Origin of the sequence: Haladaptatus sp. AB618 (assembly GCF_024136965.1) — an archaeon.
Classification (GTDB): Archaea; Halobacteriota; Halobacteria; order Halobacteriales; family Haladaptataceae; genus Haladaptatus.
Window position 1 is genome coordinate 42,286 of record NZ_JAMYJX010000012.1, and the last position, 19,651, is coordinate 61,936.

The window sequence follows — 19,651 nt, forward strand, 5'->3', positions numbered from 1 at the left end:
GACAAAGTTCGCATTTGAGTGAAATAGCTCCGAATACGCTATTCCGATACATCCTCAAAATCAGCACCCTCTTTCAACTCTCGACGCTTTTCTCCGGATTCCTTGCTACTTGGGACTAATCCTCCAGAGTCATTTTTTGACGAATGGAGCTCATTCCGTGACTCTGTTTCTTGATTTAGTTCACTCGGTGAATGTTTGTCACCGTCCTCATAGACAGTTCCATCGCCGAGCGTAATTGATGTCGCTAGTTCGTCACTCAGTCGTTTCAAGATCGTTTCTGCGCCAGTCGATTTCAAGACACCATCCAATGGGCGTGGTGCCCACCAGAGAACACCGGTGTCATGGATCTCCAATCGTTCGATACGACCCTGATTATGGAGTTCGGTCAGTGTTGAGCGAGTAGTTTCCGGACTCTCCTGGACAATATTTGCAATGTCACTCGTTGTGCTCGCAGCCTCTTCGGTAGCTAGTAGCGCATCGAGTGTTTGGTCAAGCGTTTCTTGCTCATTGGTCTGCTCAGGGTCATTCTGTTCTTTCACAGAGAACACTAGACGATAGACTGCGATAAACTAACTGGCGTTCTTAGGTTTCGACTTTGAATACCGATCGCTCATCACAGAATAAGATATGATATTATCGGGAAAACGAGTAACCGGAGGTTAGTTCGGCAGTTCTGTCCGTCCCGTTTGCACGCACGGCTAGCACGGGAAACCATTCAGGTCGTCACAATCGCACTCTGCCGGATCAGCGTCGTCTTTGTCCTCCGATGAGAAGGCCTCAAGCGTCCCGTCGTCAGTTGCGTTTTCGACAGCGGTGCGATGGACGTGATGCGGGCACGTGCAGGCCATCAGTTCGTGAGTCACGTCGTCGATGGAGGTCCTGTAGTGGTTGTCTGCAGGGTGCTCGTTGCCCCCGATGATGACGTCGATAAGGCCGGAGGGGTGTGTCACCTGAAAATCGCCCTTGGGAGGATCAGTAACTATCTCGTCTCAAAAACAGGATGGGCCACCTTGTACCCCGATTACGTCTCGTATGTCTCTCGCCAGAGGACCGTGTCTAAGTAGTCGATGAACCGGGTCATCCGACCGTCCTCCAGTTCCCAGACGTGCGCAAAGGGAACAGCAAGGGGCTTGCCAGACGTTCTGTGCATCCCACGGAAGGTGCCGAGGACAACAATCGTGTCACCGCCGTCGATGAACTCGTCGGTGTCAACCTCGAACTCCTCGAAGTCATCGAGACAGGGGGTAAACACCTTCTCTAGAACTTCGCCTGGACCGTGGTACGTTCCACCGTAGATGTCGCCCTCAGGCTCGATCCACTCGATATCCTCGGCCATCGTGGCCATCGGTGTGTCGATGTCACCTTCGTTGAACGCGTCGTAGACGCGCTCCACGAGTTCGACATTGCTCTTAGCTTCGGCTCTCGCCATGGTTCTTCACCAAGTTGTATGTACGTCATCCAAAAGTATAAAGGTAGATATTTGCTAGCACACCACACCTGCGATTTGACATCGTTCGTATTCCATCAATCGTACTAGCATGCTCTATAATCTTCGTTAAGACGGTGAATCGTGAAATAGTGGGTGTGACGTGAGCAATTCACAGCATCAATCACTCAAGAGAGATCAATTTGACAGCATGCGCCAGTCTCGAGTTCATTCTCTTCGATGTACTGGGCCAAACACGCATAATTACAGAACTGTCCAATAGTGGTTCGTTCTCTTCCTCGTTTTTCGTCAACAAAGACAGGGTTGTGCACATGCACGTCACTCCCACAGTACGTACAGGCTTTGCTCATATGAGGTAGAAACGGGCTACAGGGGCAAAAGAGTAGTCTCATCGAGTATGAATCCCAGATTATGAGGCGATCACAAATCGATTTCGCAGAAATAGTCTTAGACTGAAGTGGTGGTTAGTTCGGCAGTTCCTTCCGTCCTCACGCAAGGTCAGCACGGGAAACCACTCTAGTCACGTTCATTATTGACCCGTGCTCGGATCTCGCCATCTAATTGCCATACATGCACTGTAGCATCGCAAACCTCGAACTCTACAGAAGGGGCAGATTCTTCCTGATGGCAAAACAGGCTATCGAGTGCCTCTGGATCAACCAAATCGTAGAGTCGAAGGCCTACTTCGTCGAGGTCGATGTCATCGTATTGTACTAATGCCTCAAGAGCAACAGCACTTGCTCGATCGGCACACATACCATCCAGCGACTGTGAACTAGCCGTTACACTCATTGTCTCATCTACTCTTAGAACGTGGTTCGCATAAGAGTGTTGGTCAAAAAGCACAATAGTCCAAACAGACTATGATCGGACAGCTAGTTGATAACATGTTAGCTAATAAATGACCAGAAGAAGTGTACGTCAAACACGGGGGGGATAGTGAACGCTCATCCGACGGCCTATGCAACCGATGAGTAGTAATCCAAAACATATGAAATATTATGCAGGCTCAATATCCATCAGAACGCAATAGACTGAGTCCATTGACTCGATGACAAGTGATTCGGGTGCCAGCAGTCTTTTCGGAATCGCGCACAACACTAGAAAGTGCACATGGCATCTGCGCTATTCGTTGTAAGCGAAGAGGGGTATTGGGGCGAAGAATGCGTCGAGCCACTAACGACGCTCGACGAGGCTGGCTTCGACATTACTGTGGCGACACCATCCGGTTCGAAGCCTGTCATTGACGACACGTCGATTGATCCCGACAATCCGTTTGTTGGTTCTGAAACCGCTGAAAAGGTTGAACAGGTCCACGAAACTGACGACCGACTCAATAATCCGATTCCGATCGCAGAAGCTACTGCCGAAGAGTACGATACGATCGTCTATCCAGGTGGACATGGGGTTGAGTGGGACGTGAATCAGGATCACCATGCCCGTTCATTGCTTCGAGAAACGATCGAAGGAGAAAATGGGAAAGCACTCGTGGTCTGCCATACGCTCGCCATCCTCGCCTTCGCGCGAGATAGTGAGGGACAACCACTTGCTAGTGGCCGTAATGTTACTGGCTTCCCGAATGAATGGGAAGCCGACCTTGTCGACGAAAACGATCGACTTCCTGACGGCAGGAAGCTTCCATATTGGGTGGAAGACGAAGTCGAGGCTGCTGGCGGTAACTGGAACGCAGAAGTTGATCAAGACGTGAGCGTTCGCGTCGATGGTGATCTTGTGACTGGGCGAGGCCCCCAGTCTTCCAGTGCCGCAGCCCAGACACTCCTTGATGAAATCTAGGTTTGATTGTCACTTCACTGGTCGAAGTTCCTCTCTCCCGAACCGCCCGCCGACAATACCGAGACCAATCTCGAAACGACCTCCAAAATCTCTGTGATCCAGACGAATTAAAACACGCTCCATTACGGATCATGATGGATCGACTAACGACCCACTGCCGATGAAATTTCTGAGGGGCGAATGTATGGGAGGAGTGATTTGGAGTCGCTCTCGTCAGATATCAGAACATGGACGCATCAATAGACAGTCATTCCGCACGTGAATACATATAGCGTTAGTATAACCTACTAACTTATGTGGATACCAGTACCAAACAAAAGCAAATAAAGAAAGGTCGAAACCGGTGACAGGGTTAGTGAGGCTTAGCGAGATAATGTCAATTTCACCAAGTTATTTCTCCAAACTAAATCCATAGCTCGGTAGTCCGAATATATGGTCGTGAGAGCGGTTATATCGGCAACCCATGCTGATTACTGCCCGAAGAATTATTGGGTTGACATCCATCCTCAGAAGCAATGAGTGGACCGTCAGATTCGCAGTCATCCCCATTGATACGAACCTCACCAGGACCATCAGAATCAGTTATTACAACGATCATCAGTGCAGTTGAGGAGGTGAACGGCGATCGACCGAGCACACCGCTGTATGAGGTTGTCGAACCTGACGCACTCGAAATGCTCTATGAACATGGAAGCCAACGGGTTGAGTTTCAATACGCTGATTACCAGATCACGATTCACCCCGACCAAACCATTCTCGTCTCCGAGCTAAGCACATAGGAAAAAGGAGTCCTAAATTTCCGTCTACGGCCACAACCCCCGCGATTGATGCGCTTCAGCAATCCGTGAGAGGGCAACAATGTAGGCCGCATCTCGCCATGTCACATCACGAGAATCGACTTCATGGCGAACTTCGTTCCACGCGGTTTGCATCTCGTGTTCGAGTTCTTCATTCACCTTCTCAAGCGACCACGCTCGGCGATTGATATCCTGCAGCCATTCGAAATAACTCACTGTCACACCACCAGCATTGGCCAGAATATCTGGAACGACAGGAATCTCTCGCTCTGTGAGGGTTGCATCAGCACCGGACGTTGTTGGCCCGTTTGCTCCCTCAACGATGATCTCCGCTTGGATATCGTTGGCATTCGCTTCGGTGATGACGTTTCCGATTGCGGCAGGGATCAGGACATCAACGTCGAGTGTAAGCAACTCCTCGTTCGAGAGAACGTCGTCAGTGTTGCGCGTAACGGCCTCGGGTTCCTCTTTATGGGATGGAATCGCCGCGACGTCTAACCCGTCTGGCTCGTAGACCGCACCGTTTACGTCGCTGACCGCGACGACCGACGCTCCCCATTCGTCGAGGAGTCGAGCAGCACTCCCACCGACGCTCCCGAATCCTTGAACAGCAACGGTCGTCTCATCGAGTGGTCGGTCGTAGTACTCACAGACCTCACGTGTGATGATGGCAACGCTGCGTCCGGGGGCTTCGTCTCGGCCATAGCTTCCACCGACGACAGGAGGTTTACCTGTGACAACTCCAGGGGTGGTTTCACCTTTCTGCATGCTGTAGGCGTCCATGATCCAGGCCATCGTCTGGGCATTCGTCCCCATATCGGGTGCCGGAATGTCACGGTTCGGGCCGATAACATCCCGGATTTCTTGGGAAAAACGACGAGTAAGTCGTTCTGTTTCCGCTTCACTCAGTGTTTTCGGGTTGACGACGATACCACCCTTTGCGCCACCAAAGGGAATATCCATCACCGCACACTTCCAAGTCATCCACATTGAAAGCCCGACGCACTCGTCACGCGTAACTCCGGGATGATACCGGAGGCCGCCCTTGAAGGGACCACGGACGCTATCGTGTTGTGCTCGATAGCCAGTGAATACCTCTACAGTTCCATCATCTCGCTCAATCGGGACGGTAACCTCGTGAATCTTAGCTGGGTGCTTGAGCCGTTCGATGATATTCGAATCAATATCGAGTTGACTGGCTGCGTGAGCAAGCTGTCGACGCGCCGTTTCCAGCGCTGATTCGAATTCGCCCGGTTCGGTCGTCTGCTCTTGTGGTGGATTTGTTGCCATGAGTTATTCGAGGGGAGTCCTGCGATTTCGCATTGAACCACTGCAGTCAGGGCACGATCCCGGGTTCGATTCAGCCATCAGAATTGTTCCACAAGTGAAGCACTCGTATGCCGTGTCACCGTCGTAATCGTAGTCGACATCTCTCATCGTCAGATAGTGGTACGGATTTCCCGAGCATGACCGTGATTGTTGATTAACAAACCATGTTCTGATTAGGTGGTTTGTTATTGAACATCGAATTTCGCGGGCGCTTTTCAAGAAGGAGAATTAGAGTCGATATACGAATCGATGAGCCGATGTGCAAAGTAGCCGTAAATGATCAGGAAAACACCGATTCCACCCATAATTATGCTTTCCGGTACATCACTAAGGGTTCCAAGTAGCGATAGTATCCCAATGAAAAGTACTACTCCAACAGTCGTGAGCTGTATAGTTCGGTGTTTCATCGCTCAAATGAACGTACGTACGTGTCCCGCACAACAGTAATTGTTACATAACTAGGTGGCAGCATGGTGGTCAGGTATGTTATTCAATAGTTACCTCTGATGATGCTGGAACACCGAGCTCATCGAATAACGTCGAGAAGAGCTTCCGCTGGACGGTGCGAGAATGTTGATAGAATGCGGGCGGCGAAATTCCTAATGTCTCGGCAACCTCTTCACCAGTGCTTTCACGTGGGGATTCGAAGAATCCGCTATAGTACGCCGTTTGAATCACTTCGAGCTGCCGGTCCGTTAGTTGCTCAAGAAACTCCGAATGCAGGTTTTGGGTCGCTGATCTGTCAACAGTTTGCTTCGAGCGGAGTTCAATGTCTGTGAACATATTCGTCATTAGTCGCATGATATGGCGGTCATCAACGCTCTCAGGGACATCGATTACGAGCGTTGCAGTCGAGGCATCAACTACCGCACTTCGAAGAATGGCACCGTGATCGGCTAACTCGAGTGCAAGAAACGGTTGCGAGATACGAAGCCGAAGCACACCATCGGTATCACTACCGCTGATTCTTCGAACCTCATCGATGGCGGCAATATCCGATGCGGCCTCTTCGACCGTCTCTATCGTGGAACCCTCGACAGTGACGAACACATAGGTTCCAGCATCCGTCTGCTGCACTCCTCCCTGATAGGAAAGTATACACTCTCCCTTTCGTGCTAATCGCGAGAGAATGAACGTCGGGTCATCTATATCGAACTCAACCCGGGTCATCGATGTCGTGAGCAACGCATTCTTCCGCTCGATGGCGCTCGTTGCCGAGGCAATCGTTTCACCAAGCTCTGCAAATACCTCCTTTGCAGTTTCGTCGAATGCATTCTGTGTCTTCGCGTAGACGGTCAAGACACCGTAGGTGAACTCGTCGTAGGCGAGTGGGACGCTCAAAACAGAAAGATAATCGCGAGATAGGGCAGCTTTTCGCCATGGTTCTTGTCGAAGGTGCTCAGCCACGTTGGAAATCGTCGTTACTTCCTTAGTCGCAACTGTCCGACCGGCTGGCTCCGTCTTCGAGTCGTCAATCGTGAACGAAACATTGTCCAGATACCCGCGTTCCGTTCCGGCCCATGCACGCGGTTCAACCGTCTCTGTACTGGAATCAGACACGCCAATCCAGGCAAATACAAATCGATCGTCGTCCGTGAGGAGATCACAAACGGCGTGCTCGATCTCTGCGCGGGTTTCTGCGCGGACGAGTGCTTGGTCGATTTCTCGAATGATTTCGTTGATCCGATTGAGATCGGTGAGTTGGCTATTTCGGTGTTGGAGCTCACGGTCCTGTTTCCGTAATCGGCTCTCGCGCCTCACTCTGTCAAGGGCTGCCTCGGCTGTAACAGCGAGTAAATCAGCCAGTTCACGAGTCACTTCATGAAATCGTCCGATATCGGGAGACCCCACGATAAAGACACCGTGATCACCGAGTGGAATATATGCCGCACTCCGAATGTCGGTTGCCCTGTTTTCGAGTCGTTCGCTATCGTGGACGTCGTCGAAGAAAAGTGATTCACCTTCCAGAAAACTGTAGCTAGTGATTCCTTCAGCATCAGCATGAATTGTTGGGAGTGGCCCGTGTAAGCGTTCCATCGCGGGCGTCTGCACGACTGGGTATAACTCGTTGTTATCCGAGTCAAAAAGATACACCGCAGTCGCATCGAGGTCAAGTACCCCCGGAACATCGTCGGAGACGTGATGAGCGATTTCCTGTGGCGTTTGTGCATAGAGGAAATCTCGCGCCATTTCCTGCAAGGTCGCCAACGCTTCTTCGCGTTGTTTACGTTTCGTGATATCGCGGCAGCTGAACAGGAGCGTCCCACCTTGAATCGAAACCTCGCGGACGTTAACCAGCAGTGTGTGTTCCCGTCCTGCCTTATCCGTGGCTGTACATTCAATGTTCTTTAGTATGCCATCCGCTGCGAGGTCATCGCGATCGAAGAGATCATCGCCGAGGAGTTCGTCAATAGTACCCATTTCACGGATCTCCGCGTCCGTATACCCAAAGATGAAGTGAATGTTCGGACAGATATACGTGTACTCCCCGTCCTCGTTCGTAATCAGAACGGTGTCAGTCATATTGTTGAGCGTGACACGATGGAGTTCTTCGGATTGCCGAAGATCACGTTCGAGGGCCACCCGCTCTGTGATATCTACTCCTTCGACAACGATGGAGACGATTTCGCCACCTTCTCGCTGAACAGGACGGGCAGATAATTCGAGAACTTGTTGACCACTCGTGGCAGAAGATCGTTCTATCACTGCATTTCCAAAGTCACCAGTGAGTGCCTTCTCGATAATTTGCCGTACATCTGATTGGGTGTCATCCGTGGCAGACCACCATGGAAGCGTCCAGAACGGTTGTCCAATGGTACTCTCGAGATTCATCTCGGTCATATCTTGCGCAGTTTGGTTGACACGGGCCAGCGAACCATCTGGATCAAGTACCCATGTCGCTGTACGGGTATCGTGAAAGATCGCATCGAACTGTCTCGCCCGATCACGCTGAGTAGTGGTTCGACGAGCGGAGCGAATGCTTCGTTCAGCTCGTTCGAGGAGTTCTTCGTGCATCTGTTCGGATGATTCGGTGTAGGCAATGTAATCGGTAACACCAGCACCGATGGCTTCGCTAGCAACCGATTCGTTTCCGGATGCTGTACACAGGATTATTGGGAGGGTTGTCGTTTCGTTACGAATCGTGTGCAGTAGGTCTATTCCTGTGGAGCCTTCGAGAGTATATTCACAGATGAGACAGTCGATCGATCCTTCGTGGAAGTAATCGAGAGCATCGTCAGCGGTTGCAACTGATTGGATAGACGCTTGGCTCTGCGCTTCCATCGACTCGACGAATTTTGGAATCCATTCATCCGCTCCAACCAGAAGGATTTCGGACGAATCGAGCACGTTAGAGGAAGCCGACATTACTTATGAGTTGAATCCCCGGGAGTTCAATATATCGCATGTCAGTGTGAGACGGTAGAAGGTACGTTCCATACTGCCTAGAGTGAAAATTCCGTTAATATTTGTCGAGCGCCGCTCTCTCCACCCGAATTGTCGAGGGGATTTCGTTCAACCTCTAGGTTTAATATCGAGTACGCCGTACGTTCAACTGGATGGTTGAACAACAGCTGAACGACGTGGATCTCGATGCAATCTTCAAAGCATTAGCCCACCCAATTCGTCGCGAGATCCTCGAACAACTCGCCGATGGCCCCGAAAGCGTCGGCGATCTCGCCGAACCACACGACGTCTCGTTGGCGGCAGTCTCCAAGCACTTGCATGTGTTGGAAGATGCGGGCTTGCTTGATATCAAGAAGGACGGCCGGGTTCGACGATGTCACCTCGACGCCGCACCGCTGAGTGAAGCCTTCGGATGGCTGACCCGGTACCGCGTGCTCTGGGAAGACCGCTTCGACGCGTTGGCCGACCATCTGGAGCAAGAAGACCGATGACAGACAACACTGATGACGGAAGAGAATCGCGGAAAGAGGCCACCACAGATGAAGATCGAAGTATTACGGTCAACCGTATAATCGAAGCATCGCCGGAGAGAGTCTATGAGGCCTTCGTCGATCCCGACGAACTCGCCGCGTGGCTCCCGCCAGAGGGGTTCTCCTGCGAAGTTCACGAGTTCGACGCCACGGAGGGCGGCACCTTCCGCATGTCGTTCACCGCCGACATCGAGGAATTGGAACCATACGCTCACACGTTCCATGGGACATACGAGGAACTGTCTCCTGGCCAGCGGATCGTTTACACCGAGGAATTCGAGTCCGACGACCCGAGAATGGCCGGCGAGATGACGACCACGGTCACCTTCGAGAAGGTCTCCGGCGGGACCGAAGTCACCGCTCATCAGGCAGGAATCCCGGAGAACATTCCGCCCCAGGACGCCAACGAAGGATGGAATGATTCGCTTGGAAACCTCGCAGACGTCGTTGAAGTGGCCTAGCGCATAGATAGCATCGAGGGTCCCGTGGCGGGTCTCACTTCCACTTATGGGGTTAGTGGGGAACCAGAGTTGAAGGCCATCAATATACAAAACGTTCACAGGCACATCTAAGAGATGTTAAATAAATTTGATTGTTCTATTCTCACTACTCTATCAAGAAGCACCGGAGGAGTCGCGGCCCAATATGACTGGATGGAGATGCTCAATTATTTAACATCCGGTGCTCATCTGAAAGGCATGTCACGGATTAACGAACCAATCGATCGAGAGGTACTCGACCAGTTAGAGAAATGCTCTACGTCTGCAATAGCAGATACAAAACACGAGGGTGTGAAAACGCTGTCTTCTGCGATTAAACCGGTTCATACCGATTGCACATTCGTTGGGACGGTCCGGACCGTCACGCTCGATCCATCGACACTCTGGGCACCCGTACAGACGCTTGATGCAGCTCTCGAAGATGAAGTCGTCGTGGTTGATGCCGATGACAGCGTCGATGAGGCCATTTGGGGCGAGTTGCTCTCTACATCCGCAACCGCTACTGGCGTGCGGGGAATGGTCACGAATGGAGCAGTTCGGGACGTCGCCGGTATACGAGACATCGGGTTTCCCGTCTTTTCACGGGCAGTTACGCCTCGCGGGCCAAGCGGTAACGAAGAAGCCGAGCAGAATGTTCAGGTCACTGTTGGGGATACACCGATTAACCCGGGAGATGTGCTTGTCGGTGATGAATCCGGGGTAGTTGTAATCGAACGTGATGCAGTTGCGGAAGTGGTCTCGGACGCTGAGACGGTCGTGAAGACGGAAAGAGATGTAACCCGTCTACTTGACGAAGGGAAATCACTCGGACAGGCGTTTGAGGACGCTGGAATGGTGTAGACCGTCCTGTACTAATTGATTACCCAACGAGTCGTTAGAAACGGTAAATTTCGAATTTGGGTGCCTAAACGAACAACGATTGGAACGAGGTGCGTCGCGCCTCGTTGTACTGTAAAGAGTTTCGGGCTGTAGACTCCTGTCAATCAATTTACCGTCCGAATTCGCGCGAATTGACGTTCGATCAAAAGTCAAAAAGTGATTCATCGATATAGTTATAATAATAGACAAGTAAGTCGGCCATCGTAGTAGCTATAGACATTCCGACATAGTGCTACGTCGCGTACGTCGTCGGATGGCTCGCGATTTTCTTCGTTCTCCTCGCTGGAGGCTACTTCGAGTCTTCGGTCCTCCCTAGCTTCGGGAACACACTCGGTATCGACGCGCTTGCCGCGTGGTACGTCACGGCCGTATTCGCTGTCGACGAGTCTTGAGAGTGACCGGTCCTGCCCGTGCAGTAACCGTCGTGGAGCCGTCGCAAGCTACCCGTGGTGCTCTCGAACCCGTCGACCGATTTGATCGGTTGTTCGGAGGGCGTCTCGAACCATCGGCGGCGTAACCTCGAATGGCTCATTATGGATCGTCTCCTCGGGATCACACGCGGCGTCCGCGACCGTTTCGAGCTGCGTCGTCGTCGGGTCATCGAGCCCGATGTCAGCGAGCGTCACCGGGAGGTCGAGTGCGAGTGAAAACTCGACGTAGTCCTCGACAAAAGCGTCTTCACGGCCCTCGAGTACGAGCTGAGTCAGCGTCCCGATGTTCACTTTCTCCCCGTGGGTCGCATGGTGAGTTCCTGCCAGTTGTGTCAGCCCGTTGTGTACCGAGTGCGCCGCAGCCAGACCACCACTCTCGAATCCGAGCCCACTGAGAAGTGTATTTGCCTCCGCCACGGCCGCCACGCTTTCAGTGACTGCGTCACGTTCGATCGCGTCCACGGCGACGATAGCGTGCTCTCGGAGCGTCTCATAGCAGAGTTTTGCGAGTCGGTGCCCGGCCCGCGTCGGGGTGCCACCAACGATATTCTCGCCGTTCGACTGGTACGTCGCATCCGCTTCGAACCAAGTTGCAAGCCCGTCAGCGATCCCCGACCGGAAGAAGCGCGTCGGCGCGGCCGCGACGACCGCCGTATCGAGAAACACGAGGTCGGGATGTCGCTCGTAAAACCAGTATTCACGGAACTCCCCTTCTTCACTGTAGATAACCGAGAGGGCACTCGTTGGGGAGTCGGTCGAGGCAATAGTCGGCATCGAAACCATCGCACCCCCAGTTTCTTCGCGGACGGCTTTCGCAGTATCAAGCGCCTTGCCACCACCAGCGCCGATAACGACGTCCGCACCGCGCTCTTCCACGATGGCTCCGACACGATCGATCTCGGTTTCAGAGGCTTCGCCGTTGAACTCGACCGTGCTTGCCCCGTGGCCCTCCGCTTTCAGACTTCGGATGGCCCGCTCACCAACCAGATCGAGGACGACCTCGTCTGCCAGAAGCAAACACTCGGTCCCAAGCGAATTGACATGCGTTCCGAACGAGTCGATGATGTCGCGTCCCTGTACATACGCTGCCGGTGATTCGAACACCTGAGGCATACCAGTTAACACCACACCAACCGTGTTAAAGCTTCCCACAGTTTCGGTCGAGCGACCTTCAGAACCGCCCAAACCCATGAATGGAAGAGAAAAATGATCTACTCACAGTGCTTCAACACGAGGAGGAAGACATCGTTGTCGTCGACGGCCACCCGCACACGCGGGACGCGACCACACGGAGACTGAAAAGGACCGTCGTTTGCCGGGGCATGGCACTCGACATCTCCGACGGCGATGTTGTCGCGACCCTGCATGCCTCACACAATTCCCAATGGAGAATGTTTAGAACGGGAAGAGATCGCCTTCTATTCCGTCTCGCTCGATGAGTTCGATCTCGTGGTCGTCCCGATCTTTCGTAAATGCGTACATCTGGTCACAGGATTCGGGGTCGCGATAGTCGGGTGCCTCACGCTGTTGGAGGGTCTCCCAATCGTCCTGCAGATCATCGAGACGAACACAGAAGTGCCCCCATCCATCTTTTTGTTCGTACGAGCGTCCATCGTAGTTGTAGGTGAGTTCGACCGCCATCGCCTCCTCGGCGGCGTCCTCGGGTTTCATGAAGTAGTTGGCGAACGAATCCGATTCCCAACGGCCGGTGTGCTCGTACTCGAATTTTCGCGTCCAGAATCCGAGCGCCTCGTCGGCATCCTCGACGCGAATCATGGTGTGGTCGATGCTCCATCGCGCGCCGTGGTCGCGTTGGACGATTTCGATTTCGTGCCCATCGGGATCCGTTACAAATGCATAACTTCCACCGCAGGAATCGGGGTCGCGGTAGTCCTCAACACCTTCCTCGATCAATTCTTCGTATGCCTCGTCCACGTCTTCGACACGCACGGCGATGTGACCCCACGCATCGCCGATTTCAGGAGACTCCCCCTCGTTGTGTGTCAGTTCAAGCATCGCCCCGTCTTCGTGCATCCCTTCGGGACCGAGGTAGACGATAGTGAATCCGTCTCCCTCATAACGATCTTTCTCTTCGTACTCGAGATGGGTCTGATACCAATCGAGTGACGCTTCCAAATCACCGACACGCATCATCGTGTGGTCAAGGATTCCGGTCATGTAGTATGCTACACTGGCTCTCTAAAAAAACCATTTGGTTACTGCCGAGCCAAAGTCGATGAGAAAGCGGGACAAACGGTCGAAGACACCGGGCGAAGAATCGTTTCGTCCGGCGGAGTGACAGCTATCGCCGCGAGCAGTCAATACCGGGATACTCCTCAGTCACTTGCGAGTTCGGGGTTTCGCGCAGCATGGAGACTGGCACAAACACCACCCTGTCCACCCATGTTTGTCTTCGCGAGTCGAGAAGCGCTCCGCGCGGTCTGCACGTCCTCGGTGGCAAGCGGGTCACCGTCGCGGGACACGAACAATCGGTCACCAAGCTCCTCGACGACTCCAACGCTCGTGGCTTTCTCCAGATACCGTTTGAGCGGGTCTGCATCCACCTCAACGTAGAACTCGTCGAGATCGATCATCGCGCGACCGCCTTCGAAACCGATATCCTCCCGCCGTAACGCCGCGAGTTGAGCGTCGTCGAGCCCGGCATCGGCAAGTTCCTTGATGGCATCGTATTGACGGGCGAGACGGGCCTTTCGGTCGAGCGTCGCGCGCGTCTCGGCGATATCACCGTCTGCAGTTTCGAAGGCGTCCGAGAACGCCATCCCTTCGTTCACACCCCGGGTAACTTCGGTCGCGTGCATGTGATCTCGGAGCACGATGCGGACATCGCCCACGCCTTCGAGTTCTGAAATCGCGTCGCGAGCGTCCGTCGCCATCATCCAGGCGAATGTCGGGGAGCACCACGCCGTCGGGAGCGCGAACGCGACAATGACGGTTCCATCCTCTATTTCGAGATCCTCGATGTAGTCGAGTTCGACTATCGACCGGTCGAGTTCCGGATCGGTGACGCTCCGAAGTGCGGACCGGATGGCGTCTCTGGTCGGGACTGTCCCTTCTATCGCTGGCGTCATGGTCAGTCCGCCGCTCCTTCGTACTGCGCACCCGTGTCGAAGCGTTGGGAGACATCGTCATCCTGAAGCGATTTCTTGCGTTCCTCGATGTCGATATCGTACAGGTCCGCGGCGTTTTCACCCAACACCTTCTTCTTCGTCTCGAGGTCGAACTCGACGCCGTACTCGCGACGTTCCTCCTCGGTAAACTCGGTATCGAGGATGGCCTCCAGTATCCAGTCGGGTTCCCAAATCGCGTAGTCGCTCCCGAAGAGGATGCGGTCCTCACCGAGCCAATAGAGTAACTCGCCAAGCACCTCACGGAATTTCGCCGGTCTGCCTCGTGCCATCGGGGCGACGACCGCGAGTCCGCCGTACACGTTCGGCTCCTGCGTCCCGATCCAGCAGAAGTCGTCGAGTCGCGGCATCCCGACGTGCTCGACGACGAAGTTGAGTTCTGGGAACGAGGTTGCCGCGTCGTCGATATCCGCGACGTCGAAGGCGTCGCGGTTCAGCGGGCGAATCGTCGGTCCCTTGTGCGGATGGATGTTCCGAATACCGAGGTCGACACACTTCTGGAGGAACTCGAAGGACTCTTCGGAATCGAGGCGCCATCCCTTCGAGTCGCCGCGCCACTCTGCGGTGTACACCTTCGCTCCCTGGATGTCGTACTCCTCTTTCTGTCGTTCGAGATCATCGAGCCCCTCTTGGCCTTCCCGAGGGTCGAAGCGTCCATTCGTGATGAGCCGATCACTGTATTCGTCGGCGAGCGCACCGCAATCGTCGATGGTGTTGAAGCCGTCGGCGTAAAATTCCTTTAAGTATGTCGGTTGGAAGATACCCACATCGACGTCACCGGTCCCGAAAACACTCGTCAGGAGTTGCTCATCACTGTAGGTACGGAACTCGTCGAGCGAGCGTTGTCGATCTTCCGGCGCGAATCCCGTGTGATAGTCGTGAAAGCACTGGATAAACTGTTCGCCTCCCTCATGGATGATGTTCTCCTTCGTCGCGTTCCACGCGTGAAGGTGACCATCAACGACGAAGATATCTTCGCCTTGGTGCTGAAGCATTGCATGCAAATAACAACCACACACAGTAATAATTGTTATGGACCGCCAACAGGGTACAGTCGGGATTTTGTGTCGATAGCTTCCCCATCGTGGTACAACAGCCCGCGATCCCGTTGCGTTTAGCCGGCAGTCGCTGCCGGTACCACTGATTTTACTACCGGTTGGGGAGGTGATTTCAGTCGCATCATGCAAGCTGCGCGACTACACGAGTATACGGACGATATGAGCGAGGCACTTACGGTCGAAGATGTCGAGAAGCCGGAAATCTCTACATCGGGGCAAATAATCGTCGAGGTGGAGGGCGCTGGGTGGTGCCAGACGGACAACCACATCATCGAGGGGATGTGGGAACCCTACGCAGAGCAGAATCTCCCGATGACTCTGGGTCACGAGAATGCCGGTTCAGTCGTCGAAGTCGGTGACGAAGTAACCACCGTCGAAGTCGGCGATTCGGTCATCTGTCATCCCGTTCGTACCTGTGGGCAGTGTCGCGCTTGCCGATTGGGTAACGATATGTACTGTGAGAACGGCGCGTTCTCCGGACTCGACACGGATGGCGGATTTGCGGAGTACCTCCTCACCTCCGAGCGATCCGCGATCAAGCTCGACGACATCGATCCCGTCGATATCGCACCGCACGCCGATGCTGGGATCACAGCCTACCACGCGTCGAAGAAAGCAGTCGATGAATTGGTCCCGGGGAACTACTGCGTCCTCATCGGTATCGGGGGGCTCGGTCACATCGGTCTGCAAGCCGTCGAAGCGATGAGTGCGGCACGGACTATCGCCGTCGATATCAAAGACGACGCGCTCGAACTCGCCGAGCGATTGGGCGCCGATTTTACCGTCAACTCCGGGGACGAGAACGTCGCAGACGCTATCACCGACATCACTGACGGTGCAGGTGGGACACAGGTCCTGGACTTCGTCGGCGCCGACAGCACCACTAACCTCGCGCCCGATATCGTCTCCCCCGGTGGCGACCATCACATCGTCGGCTACGGCGGGCACGTCCATCGACCCTCTCAGGACCTCGTCGACGGCGAGTTCTCCTATCAGGGCAACCTGGTCGGTACCTACACCGAACTCCAGGAACTCATCGCGCTCGTTGAACAAGGGGAGATGCACCTCACCACCACGCAGTACGACCTCGATGAAATCAATAAAGTAGCCGAAAAACTCGAGCGGAACGAAATCGAGGGTCGCGCCGTCATCCGACCGTAGACTCGACCATCCGATTCAATGCTGTTGAACCACAGCCCTCAGTGGTCATTCTTTGTTCGGGAAGGCGTATTGACTGGGTACGAGATAGTCGTATCGGTGAAACGGATTCAACAGGAGTGAATTGGATCAACCCGACGATCAACATTACAATCATAGTGACGTAATCCTGGTCGCCCCATATTCTCTCTAATCGTTGCAAGTGTAGAACGAGGTAGTCCGGGCTTCAAGTGGATATCTCCATGGGAGACATCTACTCCAGAAACCTCCACAAGACCATCGTGATTGGCTCACTCACCGAACCAAGAGAGTGACGAGGGTTTCAGGGATTCACCACTGTTGATTCCTCGAGATCGAGATTAGTAGTCTCTCATTTCGAGTTCGATTAGATTGGCAGTATCCGAGACCGCCATCGCGAGGTTCTCGGTGAAGTAGTCACCCTTCATTCGACTTGCCGGACCTGCGATCGAGATTGATCCGTAGACGCCTTTAGAGCCGTCTTCATTCGAAGGCTGGATCGCAGTGGCCACACAACAAAGGCCTTCGAGTTGTTCTTCCCGATCGAATGCGATGTCCCGTTCGCGAATCGTCTCCAGTTCTGCTTCCAGTTTGGATCGATCCGTGATAGTGTGGGGCGTCGTCGCTGGAAGTCCGTGGCGATCGATGATCTCGTCGATCCGTTCCGCAGGGAGGTGTGCTAAAACTGACTTACCGAGCGCGTTATCGTGGAGGTATTTTTGGCTTCCCGTCGTATCGAAGTTGACCGCGTTCGTACCCTGCGCATCGTAAACATAATAGCCGTACCCCCGTTCTTCGATCATCAGAATACAGAGTTCGCCAGTCTCTTTGGCCAACTGGTCGATTTTATGCTTCCCGACTTGGTAAATATCTAGTTGGTCAATAGTGCTATGTCCCATATTGAGAAATCGCATGCTTAGTCGATAGTTTGCCCCTTCTTTGACGACGAATTCGTGAGAAGCTAACGTGGTCAGGTGATAGTGCGTCGTGCTCTTCGCCATATCGAGATGCTCCGAAATTTCAGTTTCCGAGGCCTGACCAAGTGTCATGAGCGCCTCTAGGACGGAGAGCGATCGGGCACTCGCTTTGATCCGTTTCGGCTTGTTTTTTCCTTTCATAGACTACCCTTTCTCCAGAACCCTCATTAAGGTTCACCATCATTGAATCGAACAATACTATAGACCTGGATGGAACCGGCCCCGAGACGATTATCGAAGTCGCGTTTCTGGGTGAAGGTGGGGAAGTCACATCAATTAAGTTATATTCCCTATCACGTTTATGACCTTCGAGGAAGGTAAAATCGCACCGAAATGGTGAAAGCGATTTACTTGTCTGCTAATGGTCTCACCAACCGACGACCTGATGCCGATTCGTTCACAAAAGACGAAAGTGTCAAACCGATTGATTGCCACAAGGAATTTATTACTCGCGTGAGAAAATGGCACACATGGGGACTGATAATGAGAATCAACCGCGTCTCTCGGAAAGTACATCACCCGATACGACTCTCTGTCAGAACTGCGATCAGGAGTTCGATTGGCAGCAGACAGAGTGTCCTCACTGCGGGTGGAAAAAGAACGAATGGGTCGAAAAAGGTCGGTACGGGTTAGGAAGATAATCATCACTCAAACAAGATATATGATGGATTGAACGTTCTCCGTCCGATAGTAGCTACACTTGGCAACGGACAATTGTCATCAAGATCTTTGCTGTGTCGTCTCGAATGCTTGGAACCGTTTACCACATACAGAGACGCCGGAACAGACCAGTGACCGACGAATATTCGGTCGTTTGTTTTGTTATTTAATCTACCCTAATCGAAGACACTCTATACCCATCCAGAATTACATATGATTCATCTTGTTAGAATATTGACTCTAAAAATCCGATGATCGTAGGGAGGAGGGTGCCCAACATGGACTACAACCTTTGCATAGAACAGGTGAGGGGTCCCGGGGCGTTTGCACTTCCGCTTACGGCGCTAAGCGGTAGTGTAATTGAGGTCACCTCCTTGTGCTCAATCTGGCGATATAGATCCTATAATCGGTGAATGCTCCCGTTCTGAGATCTATAAATTACATACAGCTATATCAAACTTGCCTTAGTCTACACTACCGATAACAACTCAAGAATGGATGGTCACAGCTTAACTATCTTCTACGTACGCTTCAAGAGTCCTGTAAAATCGAACTATCTCTGTGGCATTACAAGACTAGTGATGTAACGACACAGTAGATAGAAACTACTACAAGAATTTAGACAATTCGATCAGTTGCATAATGAATAAGTTGAAAGAAGCTCCGTCGGAAGCAATTCAGGCGTAACGATGTTTTATACGGATAGTATCAGCAACATTTTGGAGACGTTCAGGGATTTCGTCAGTAAATCTTTCACCGGTCATTCGGCCGCGCGGACCGGAGATGCTAATTGCTGCAGGAAGTGCATTATCGCGCATAATGGGTGCAGCGACACAGTGGAGGCCTTCAACACGCTCTTCCCGATCAAAGGCAATTCCAGCTTCGCGAATCTGTGCAAGCTCCTCGAAAAATTCATCCCGGGATGTAATCGCGTTTGGACCATGGTGAACGAGCCCGTATCTATCGATAGTTTCGTGAACGAGTTCTTCAGGTAAATGCGCCAGAATCACTTTGCCGCTAGCGGATGAGTGAGAGTGAAGACGAATCCCTATGTATGTATCCGTCTCAATCGCCTCCTCTCCTTTAGCGATATAAATATGAGCAGCGAGCCCATGATCATAGACAACCAAATTAACTTTATCACCGAATTCTTCAGCAAGTTGATCGACCTTTGGTTTCGCAAATTCGAATAAACGGGATTGGCTCCGCCTGAATCCTCCGGTTTCGAGAAAACGATAACCAATATCGTACTCACTCCCTTGCTTCACGACGTATCCACAGTCGTGAAGAGTGGTCAGGTGACTGTGTACCGTGCTCACTGGAAGTTCAAGTTTATCTGAGAGGTCTGATACTCCGACGCTACCATCGATATCTTTGAGGGCGTGTAATATCCGGAACGTCGTTCGAACCGCTTTGACTCCGCTTTTGTCGGTCATAGTATGCAGGATGGAATCGGAGGATTATAAATTTTTCACTATCGTCGGAAACATACCGAATTTTATTCCAGATCTATCGTGAAGTC

The 19,651-nt window shown here is 52.7% G+C and carries 19 protein-coding genes; 6 read left to right on the plus strand and 13 right to left on the minus strand.

Features of this window, described 5'->3' with window-relative positions:
• Window positions 1-38 precede the first annotated feature (38 nt).
• From NKF26_RS22430 to NKF26_RS24525, 4 genes are all read right to left on the minus strand, one after another.
• Window positions 39-539, minus strand: coding sequence for a hypothetical protein (locus NKF26_RS22430; RefSeq protein ID WP_253227561.1), 501 nt, complete (start codon window positions 537-539; stop codon window positions 39-41).
• A 159-nt stretch (window positions 540-698) separates the two neighbouring features.
• Window positions 699-950, minus strand: coding sequence for an SWIM zinc finger family protein (locus NKF26_RS22435; RefSeq protein ID WP_253234903.1), 252 nt, complete (start codon window positions 948-950; stop codon window positions 699-701).
• A 71-nt stretch (window positions 951-1,021) separates the two neighbouring features.
• Window positions 1,022-1,429 carry a nuclear transport factor 2 family protein gene (locus NKF26_RS22440; protein ID WP_253234904.1) on the minus strand — a complete coding sequence of 136 codons (408 nt, stop codon included), beginning with the start codon at window positions 1,427-1,429 and terminating at the stop codon, window positions 1,022-1,024.
• 534 nt (window positions 1,430-1,963) lie between these two features.
• Window positions 1,964-2,239 carry a HalOD1 output domain-containing protein gene (locus NKF26_RS24525; RefSeq protein WP_369682180.1) on the minus strand — a complete coding sequence of 92 codons (276 nt, stop codon included), beginning with the start codon at window positions 2,237-2,239 and terminating at the stop codon, window positions 1,964-1,966.
• Between the two features lie 321 nt (window positions 2,240-2,560).
• Here NKF26_RS24525 and NKF26_RS22445 point away from each other — a divergent pair, with 321 nt between their 5' ends.
• On the plus strand, window positions 2,561-3,241 hold the full coding sequence (locus tag NKF26_RS22445) for a type 1 glutamine amidotransferase domain-containing protein (protein WP_253234905.1): 681 nt from the start codon (window positions 2,561-2,563) through the stop codon (window positions 3,239-3,241).
• Window positions 3,242-3,756: 515 nt separating this feature from the next.
• On the plus strand, window positions 3,757-4,020 hold the full coding sequence (locus tag NKF26_RS24530) for a HalOD1 output domain-containing protein (protein WP_253227565.1): 264 nt from the start codon (window positions 3,757-3,759) through the stop codon (window positions 4,018-4,020).
• Between the two features lie 24 nt (window positions 4,021-4,044).
• On the opposite strand, the gene gdhB is transcribed toward NKF26_RS24530, so the two are convergent.
• From gdhB to NKF26_RS22465, 3 genes are all read right to left on the minus strand, one after another.
• On the minus strand, window positions 4,045-5,328 hold the full coding sequence (gene gdhB, locus NKF26_RS22455) for a glutamate dehydrogenase GdhB (RefSeq protein WP_253234906.1): 1,284 nt from the start codon (window positions 5,326-5,328) through the stop codon (window positions 4,045-4,047).
• A gap of 3 nt (window positions 5,329-5,331) precedes the next feature.
• Window positions 5,332-5,475, minus strand: a complete 144-nt coding sequence (locus NKF26_RS22460; RefSeq protein ID WP_253227567.1) for a rubrerythrin-like domain-containing protein — start codon at window positions 5,473-5,475, stop codon at window positions 5,332-5,334.
• 378 nt (window positions 5,476-5,853) lie between these two features.
• Window positions 5,854-8,733 carry a bacterio-opsin activator domain-containing protein gene (locus NKF26_RS22465; RefSeq protein ID WP_253234907.1) on the minus strand — a complete coding sequence of 960 codons (2,880 nt, stop codon included), beginning with the start codon at window positions 8,731-8,733 and terminating at the stop codon, window positions 5,854-5,856.
• Window positions 8,734-8,924: 191 nt separating this feature from the next.
• Between NKF26_RS22465 and NKF26_RS22470 the strand changes: the two genes are divergently transcribed.
• From NKF26_RS22470 to NKF26_RS22480, 3 genes are all read left to right on the plus strand, one after another.
• Complete coding sequence (locus NKF26_RS22470; protein ID WP_253234908.1) at window positions 8,925-9,263, plus strand: helix-turn-helix transcriptional regulator; 339 nt, start codon at window positions 8,925-8,927, stop codon at window positions 9,261-9,263.
• A complete protein-coding gene (locus tag NKF26_RS22475; RefSeq protein ID WP_253227570.1) occupies window positions 9,260-9,763 on the plus strand; it encodes an SRPBCC family protein in 504 nt (167 codons plus the stop codon). Before NKF26_RS22470 ends, NKF26_RS22475 begins: the two co-directional genes overlap by 4 nt.
• Window positions 9,764-10,000: 237 nt before the next feature.
• Window positions 10,001-10,642, plus strand: a complete 642-nt coding sequence (locus NKF26_RS22480) for an RraA family protein (protein WP_253234909.1) — start codon at window positions 10,001-10,003, stop codon at window positions 10,640-10,642.
• A gap of 479 nt (window positions 10,643-11,121) precedes the next feature.
• Here the strand turns inward: NKF26_RS22480 and NKF26_RS22485 are convergent, their stop codons facing one another.
• The 4 genes from NKF26_RS22485 to NKF26_RS22500 all read right to left on the minus strand — a co-directional run bounded on the left by NKF26_RS22485 (window position 11,122) and on the right by NKF26_RS22500 (window position 15,253).
• Window positions 11,122-12,225: a glycerol dehydrogenase gene (locus NKF26_RS22485; RefSeq protein WP_253227572.1), complete on the minus strand. Its 1,104-nt coding sequence runs from the start codon at window positions 12,223-12,225 to the stop codon at window positions 11,122-11,124.
• 282 nt (window positions 12,226-12,507) lie between these two features.
• On the minus strand, window positions 12,508-13,290 hold the full coding sequence (locus tag NKF26_RS22490; protein WP_253227573.1) for a VOC family protein: 783 nt from the start codon (window positions 13,288-13,290) through the stop codon (window positions 12,508-12,510).
• Window positions 13,291-13,448: 158 nt separating this feature from the next.
• On the minus strand, window positions 13,449-14,201 hold the full coding sequence (locus tag NKF26_RS22495; protein ID WP_253234910.1) for a metal-sulfur cluster assembly factor: 753 nt from the start codon (window positions 14,199-14,201) through the stop codon (window positions 13,449-13,451).
• Window positions 14,202-14,203: 2 nt separating this feature from the next.
• Window positions 14,204-15,253: an amidohydrolase family protein gene (locus NKF26_RS22500; protein ID WP_253227575.1), complete on the minus strand. Its 1,050-nt coding sequence runs from the start codon at window positions 15,251-15,253 to the stop codon at window positions 14,204-14,206.
• 186 nt (window positions 15,254-15,439) lie between these two features.
• Between NKF26_RS22500 and NKF26_RS22505 the strand changes: the two genes are divergently transcribed.
• A complete protein-coding gene (locus NKF26_RS22505) occupies window positions 15,440-16,477 on the plus strand; it encodes an NAD(P)-dependent alcohol dehydrogenase (protein WP_253234911.1) in 1,038 nt (345 codons plus the stop codon).
• 356 nt (window positions 16,478-16,833) lie between these two features.
• Here NKF26_RS22505 and NKF26_RS22510 read toward each other — a convergent pair whose 3' ends face one another.
• Together NKF26_RS22510 and NKF26_RS22515 are read right to left on the minus strand one after the other, a co-directional pair.
• Window positions 16,834-17,610, minus strand: a complete 777-nt coding sequence (locus NKF26_RS22510) for an IclR family transcriptional regulator (protein WP_253227577.1) — start codon at window positions 17,608-17,610, stop codon at window positions 16,834-16,836.
• Window positions 17,611-18,806: 1,196 nt separating this feature from the next.
• Window positions 18,807-19,565, minus strand: a complete 759-nt coding sequence (locus NKF26_RS22515) for an IclR family transcriptional regulator (protein WP_253227365.1) — start codon at window positions 19,563-19,565, stop codon at window positions 18,807-18,809.
• Window positions 19,566-19,651: the final 86 nt, after the last annotated feature.

Excerpts from the sequence above, each read along its gene's own strand:
- NKF26_RS22440 (WP_253234904.1), bottom strand. The coding sequence starts at position 1,429 with ATGGCGAGAGCCGAAGCTAAGAGCAATGTCGAACTCGTGGAGCGCGTC.
- NKF26_RS24525 (WP_369682180.1), bottom strand. The coding sequence starts at position 2,239 with ATGAGTGTAACGGCTAGTTCACAGTCGCTGGATGGTATGTGTGCCGAT.
- NKF26_RS22445 (WP_253234905.1), top strand. The coding sequence starts at position 2,561 with ATGGCATCTGCGCTATTCGTTGTAAGCGAAGAGGGGTATTGGGGCGAA.
- NKF26_RS24530 (WP_253227565.1), top strand. The coding sequence starts at position 3,757 with ATGAGTGGACCGTCAGATTCGCAGTCATCCCCATTGATACGAACCTCA.
- gdhB (WP_253234906.1), bottom strand. The coding sequence starts at position 5,328 with ATGGCAACAAATCCACCACAAGAGCAGACGACCGAACCGGGCGAATTC.
- NKF26_RS22460 (WP_253227567.1), bottom strand. The coding sequence starts at position 5,475 with ATGAGAGATGTCGACTACGATTACGACGGTGACACGGCATACGAGTGC.
- NKF26_RS22465 (WP_253234907.1), bottom strand. The coding sequence starts at position 8,733 with ATGTCGGCTTCCTCTAACGTGCTCGATTCGTCCGAAATCCTTCTGGTT.
- NKF26_RS22470 (WP_253234908.1), top strand. The coding sequence starts at position 8,925 with ATGGTTGAACAACAGCTGAACGACGTGGATCTCGATGCAATCTTCAAA.
- NKF26_RS22475 (WP_253227570.1), top strand. The coding sequence starts at position 9,260 with ATGACAGACAACACTGATGACGGAAGAGAATCGCGGAAAGAGGCCACC.
- NKF26_RS22480 (WP_253234909.1), top strand. The coding sequence starts at position 10,001 with ATGTCACGGATTAACGAACCAATCGATCGAGAGGTACTCGACCAGTTA.
- NKF26_RS22485 (WP_253227572.1), bottom strand. The coding sequence starts at position 12,225 with ATGCCTCAGGTGTTCGAATCACCGGCAGCGTATGTACAGGGACGCGAC.
- NKF26_RS22490 (WP_253227573.1), bottom strand. The coding sequence starts at position 13,290 with ATGACCGGAATCCTTGACCACACGATGATGCGTGTCGGTGATTTGGAA.
- NKF26_RS22495 (WP_253234910.1), bottom strand. The coding sequence starts at position 14,201 with ATGACGCCAGCGATAGAAGGGACAGTCCCGACCAGAGACGCCATCCGG.
- NKF26_RS22500 (WP_253227575.1), bottom strand. The coding sequence starts at position 15,253 with ATGCTTCAGCACCAAGGCGAAGATATCTTCGTCGTTGATGGTCACCTT.
- NKF26_RS22505 (WP_253234911.1), top strand. The coding sequence starts at position 15,440 with ATGCAAGCTGCGCGACTACACGAGTATACGGACGATATGAGCGAGGCA.
- NKF26_RS22510 (WP_253227577.1), bottom strand. The coding sequence starts at position 17,610 with ATGAAAGGAAAAAACAAGCCGAAACGGATCAAAGCGAGTGCCCGATCG.
- NKF26_RS22515 (WP_253227365.1), bottom strand. The coding sequence starts at position 19,565 with ATGACCGACAAAAGCGGAGTCAAAGCGGTTCGAACGACGTTCCGGATA.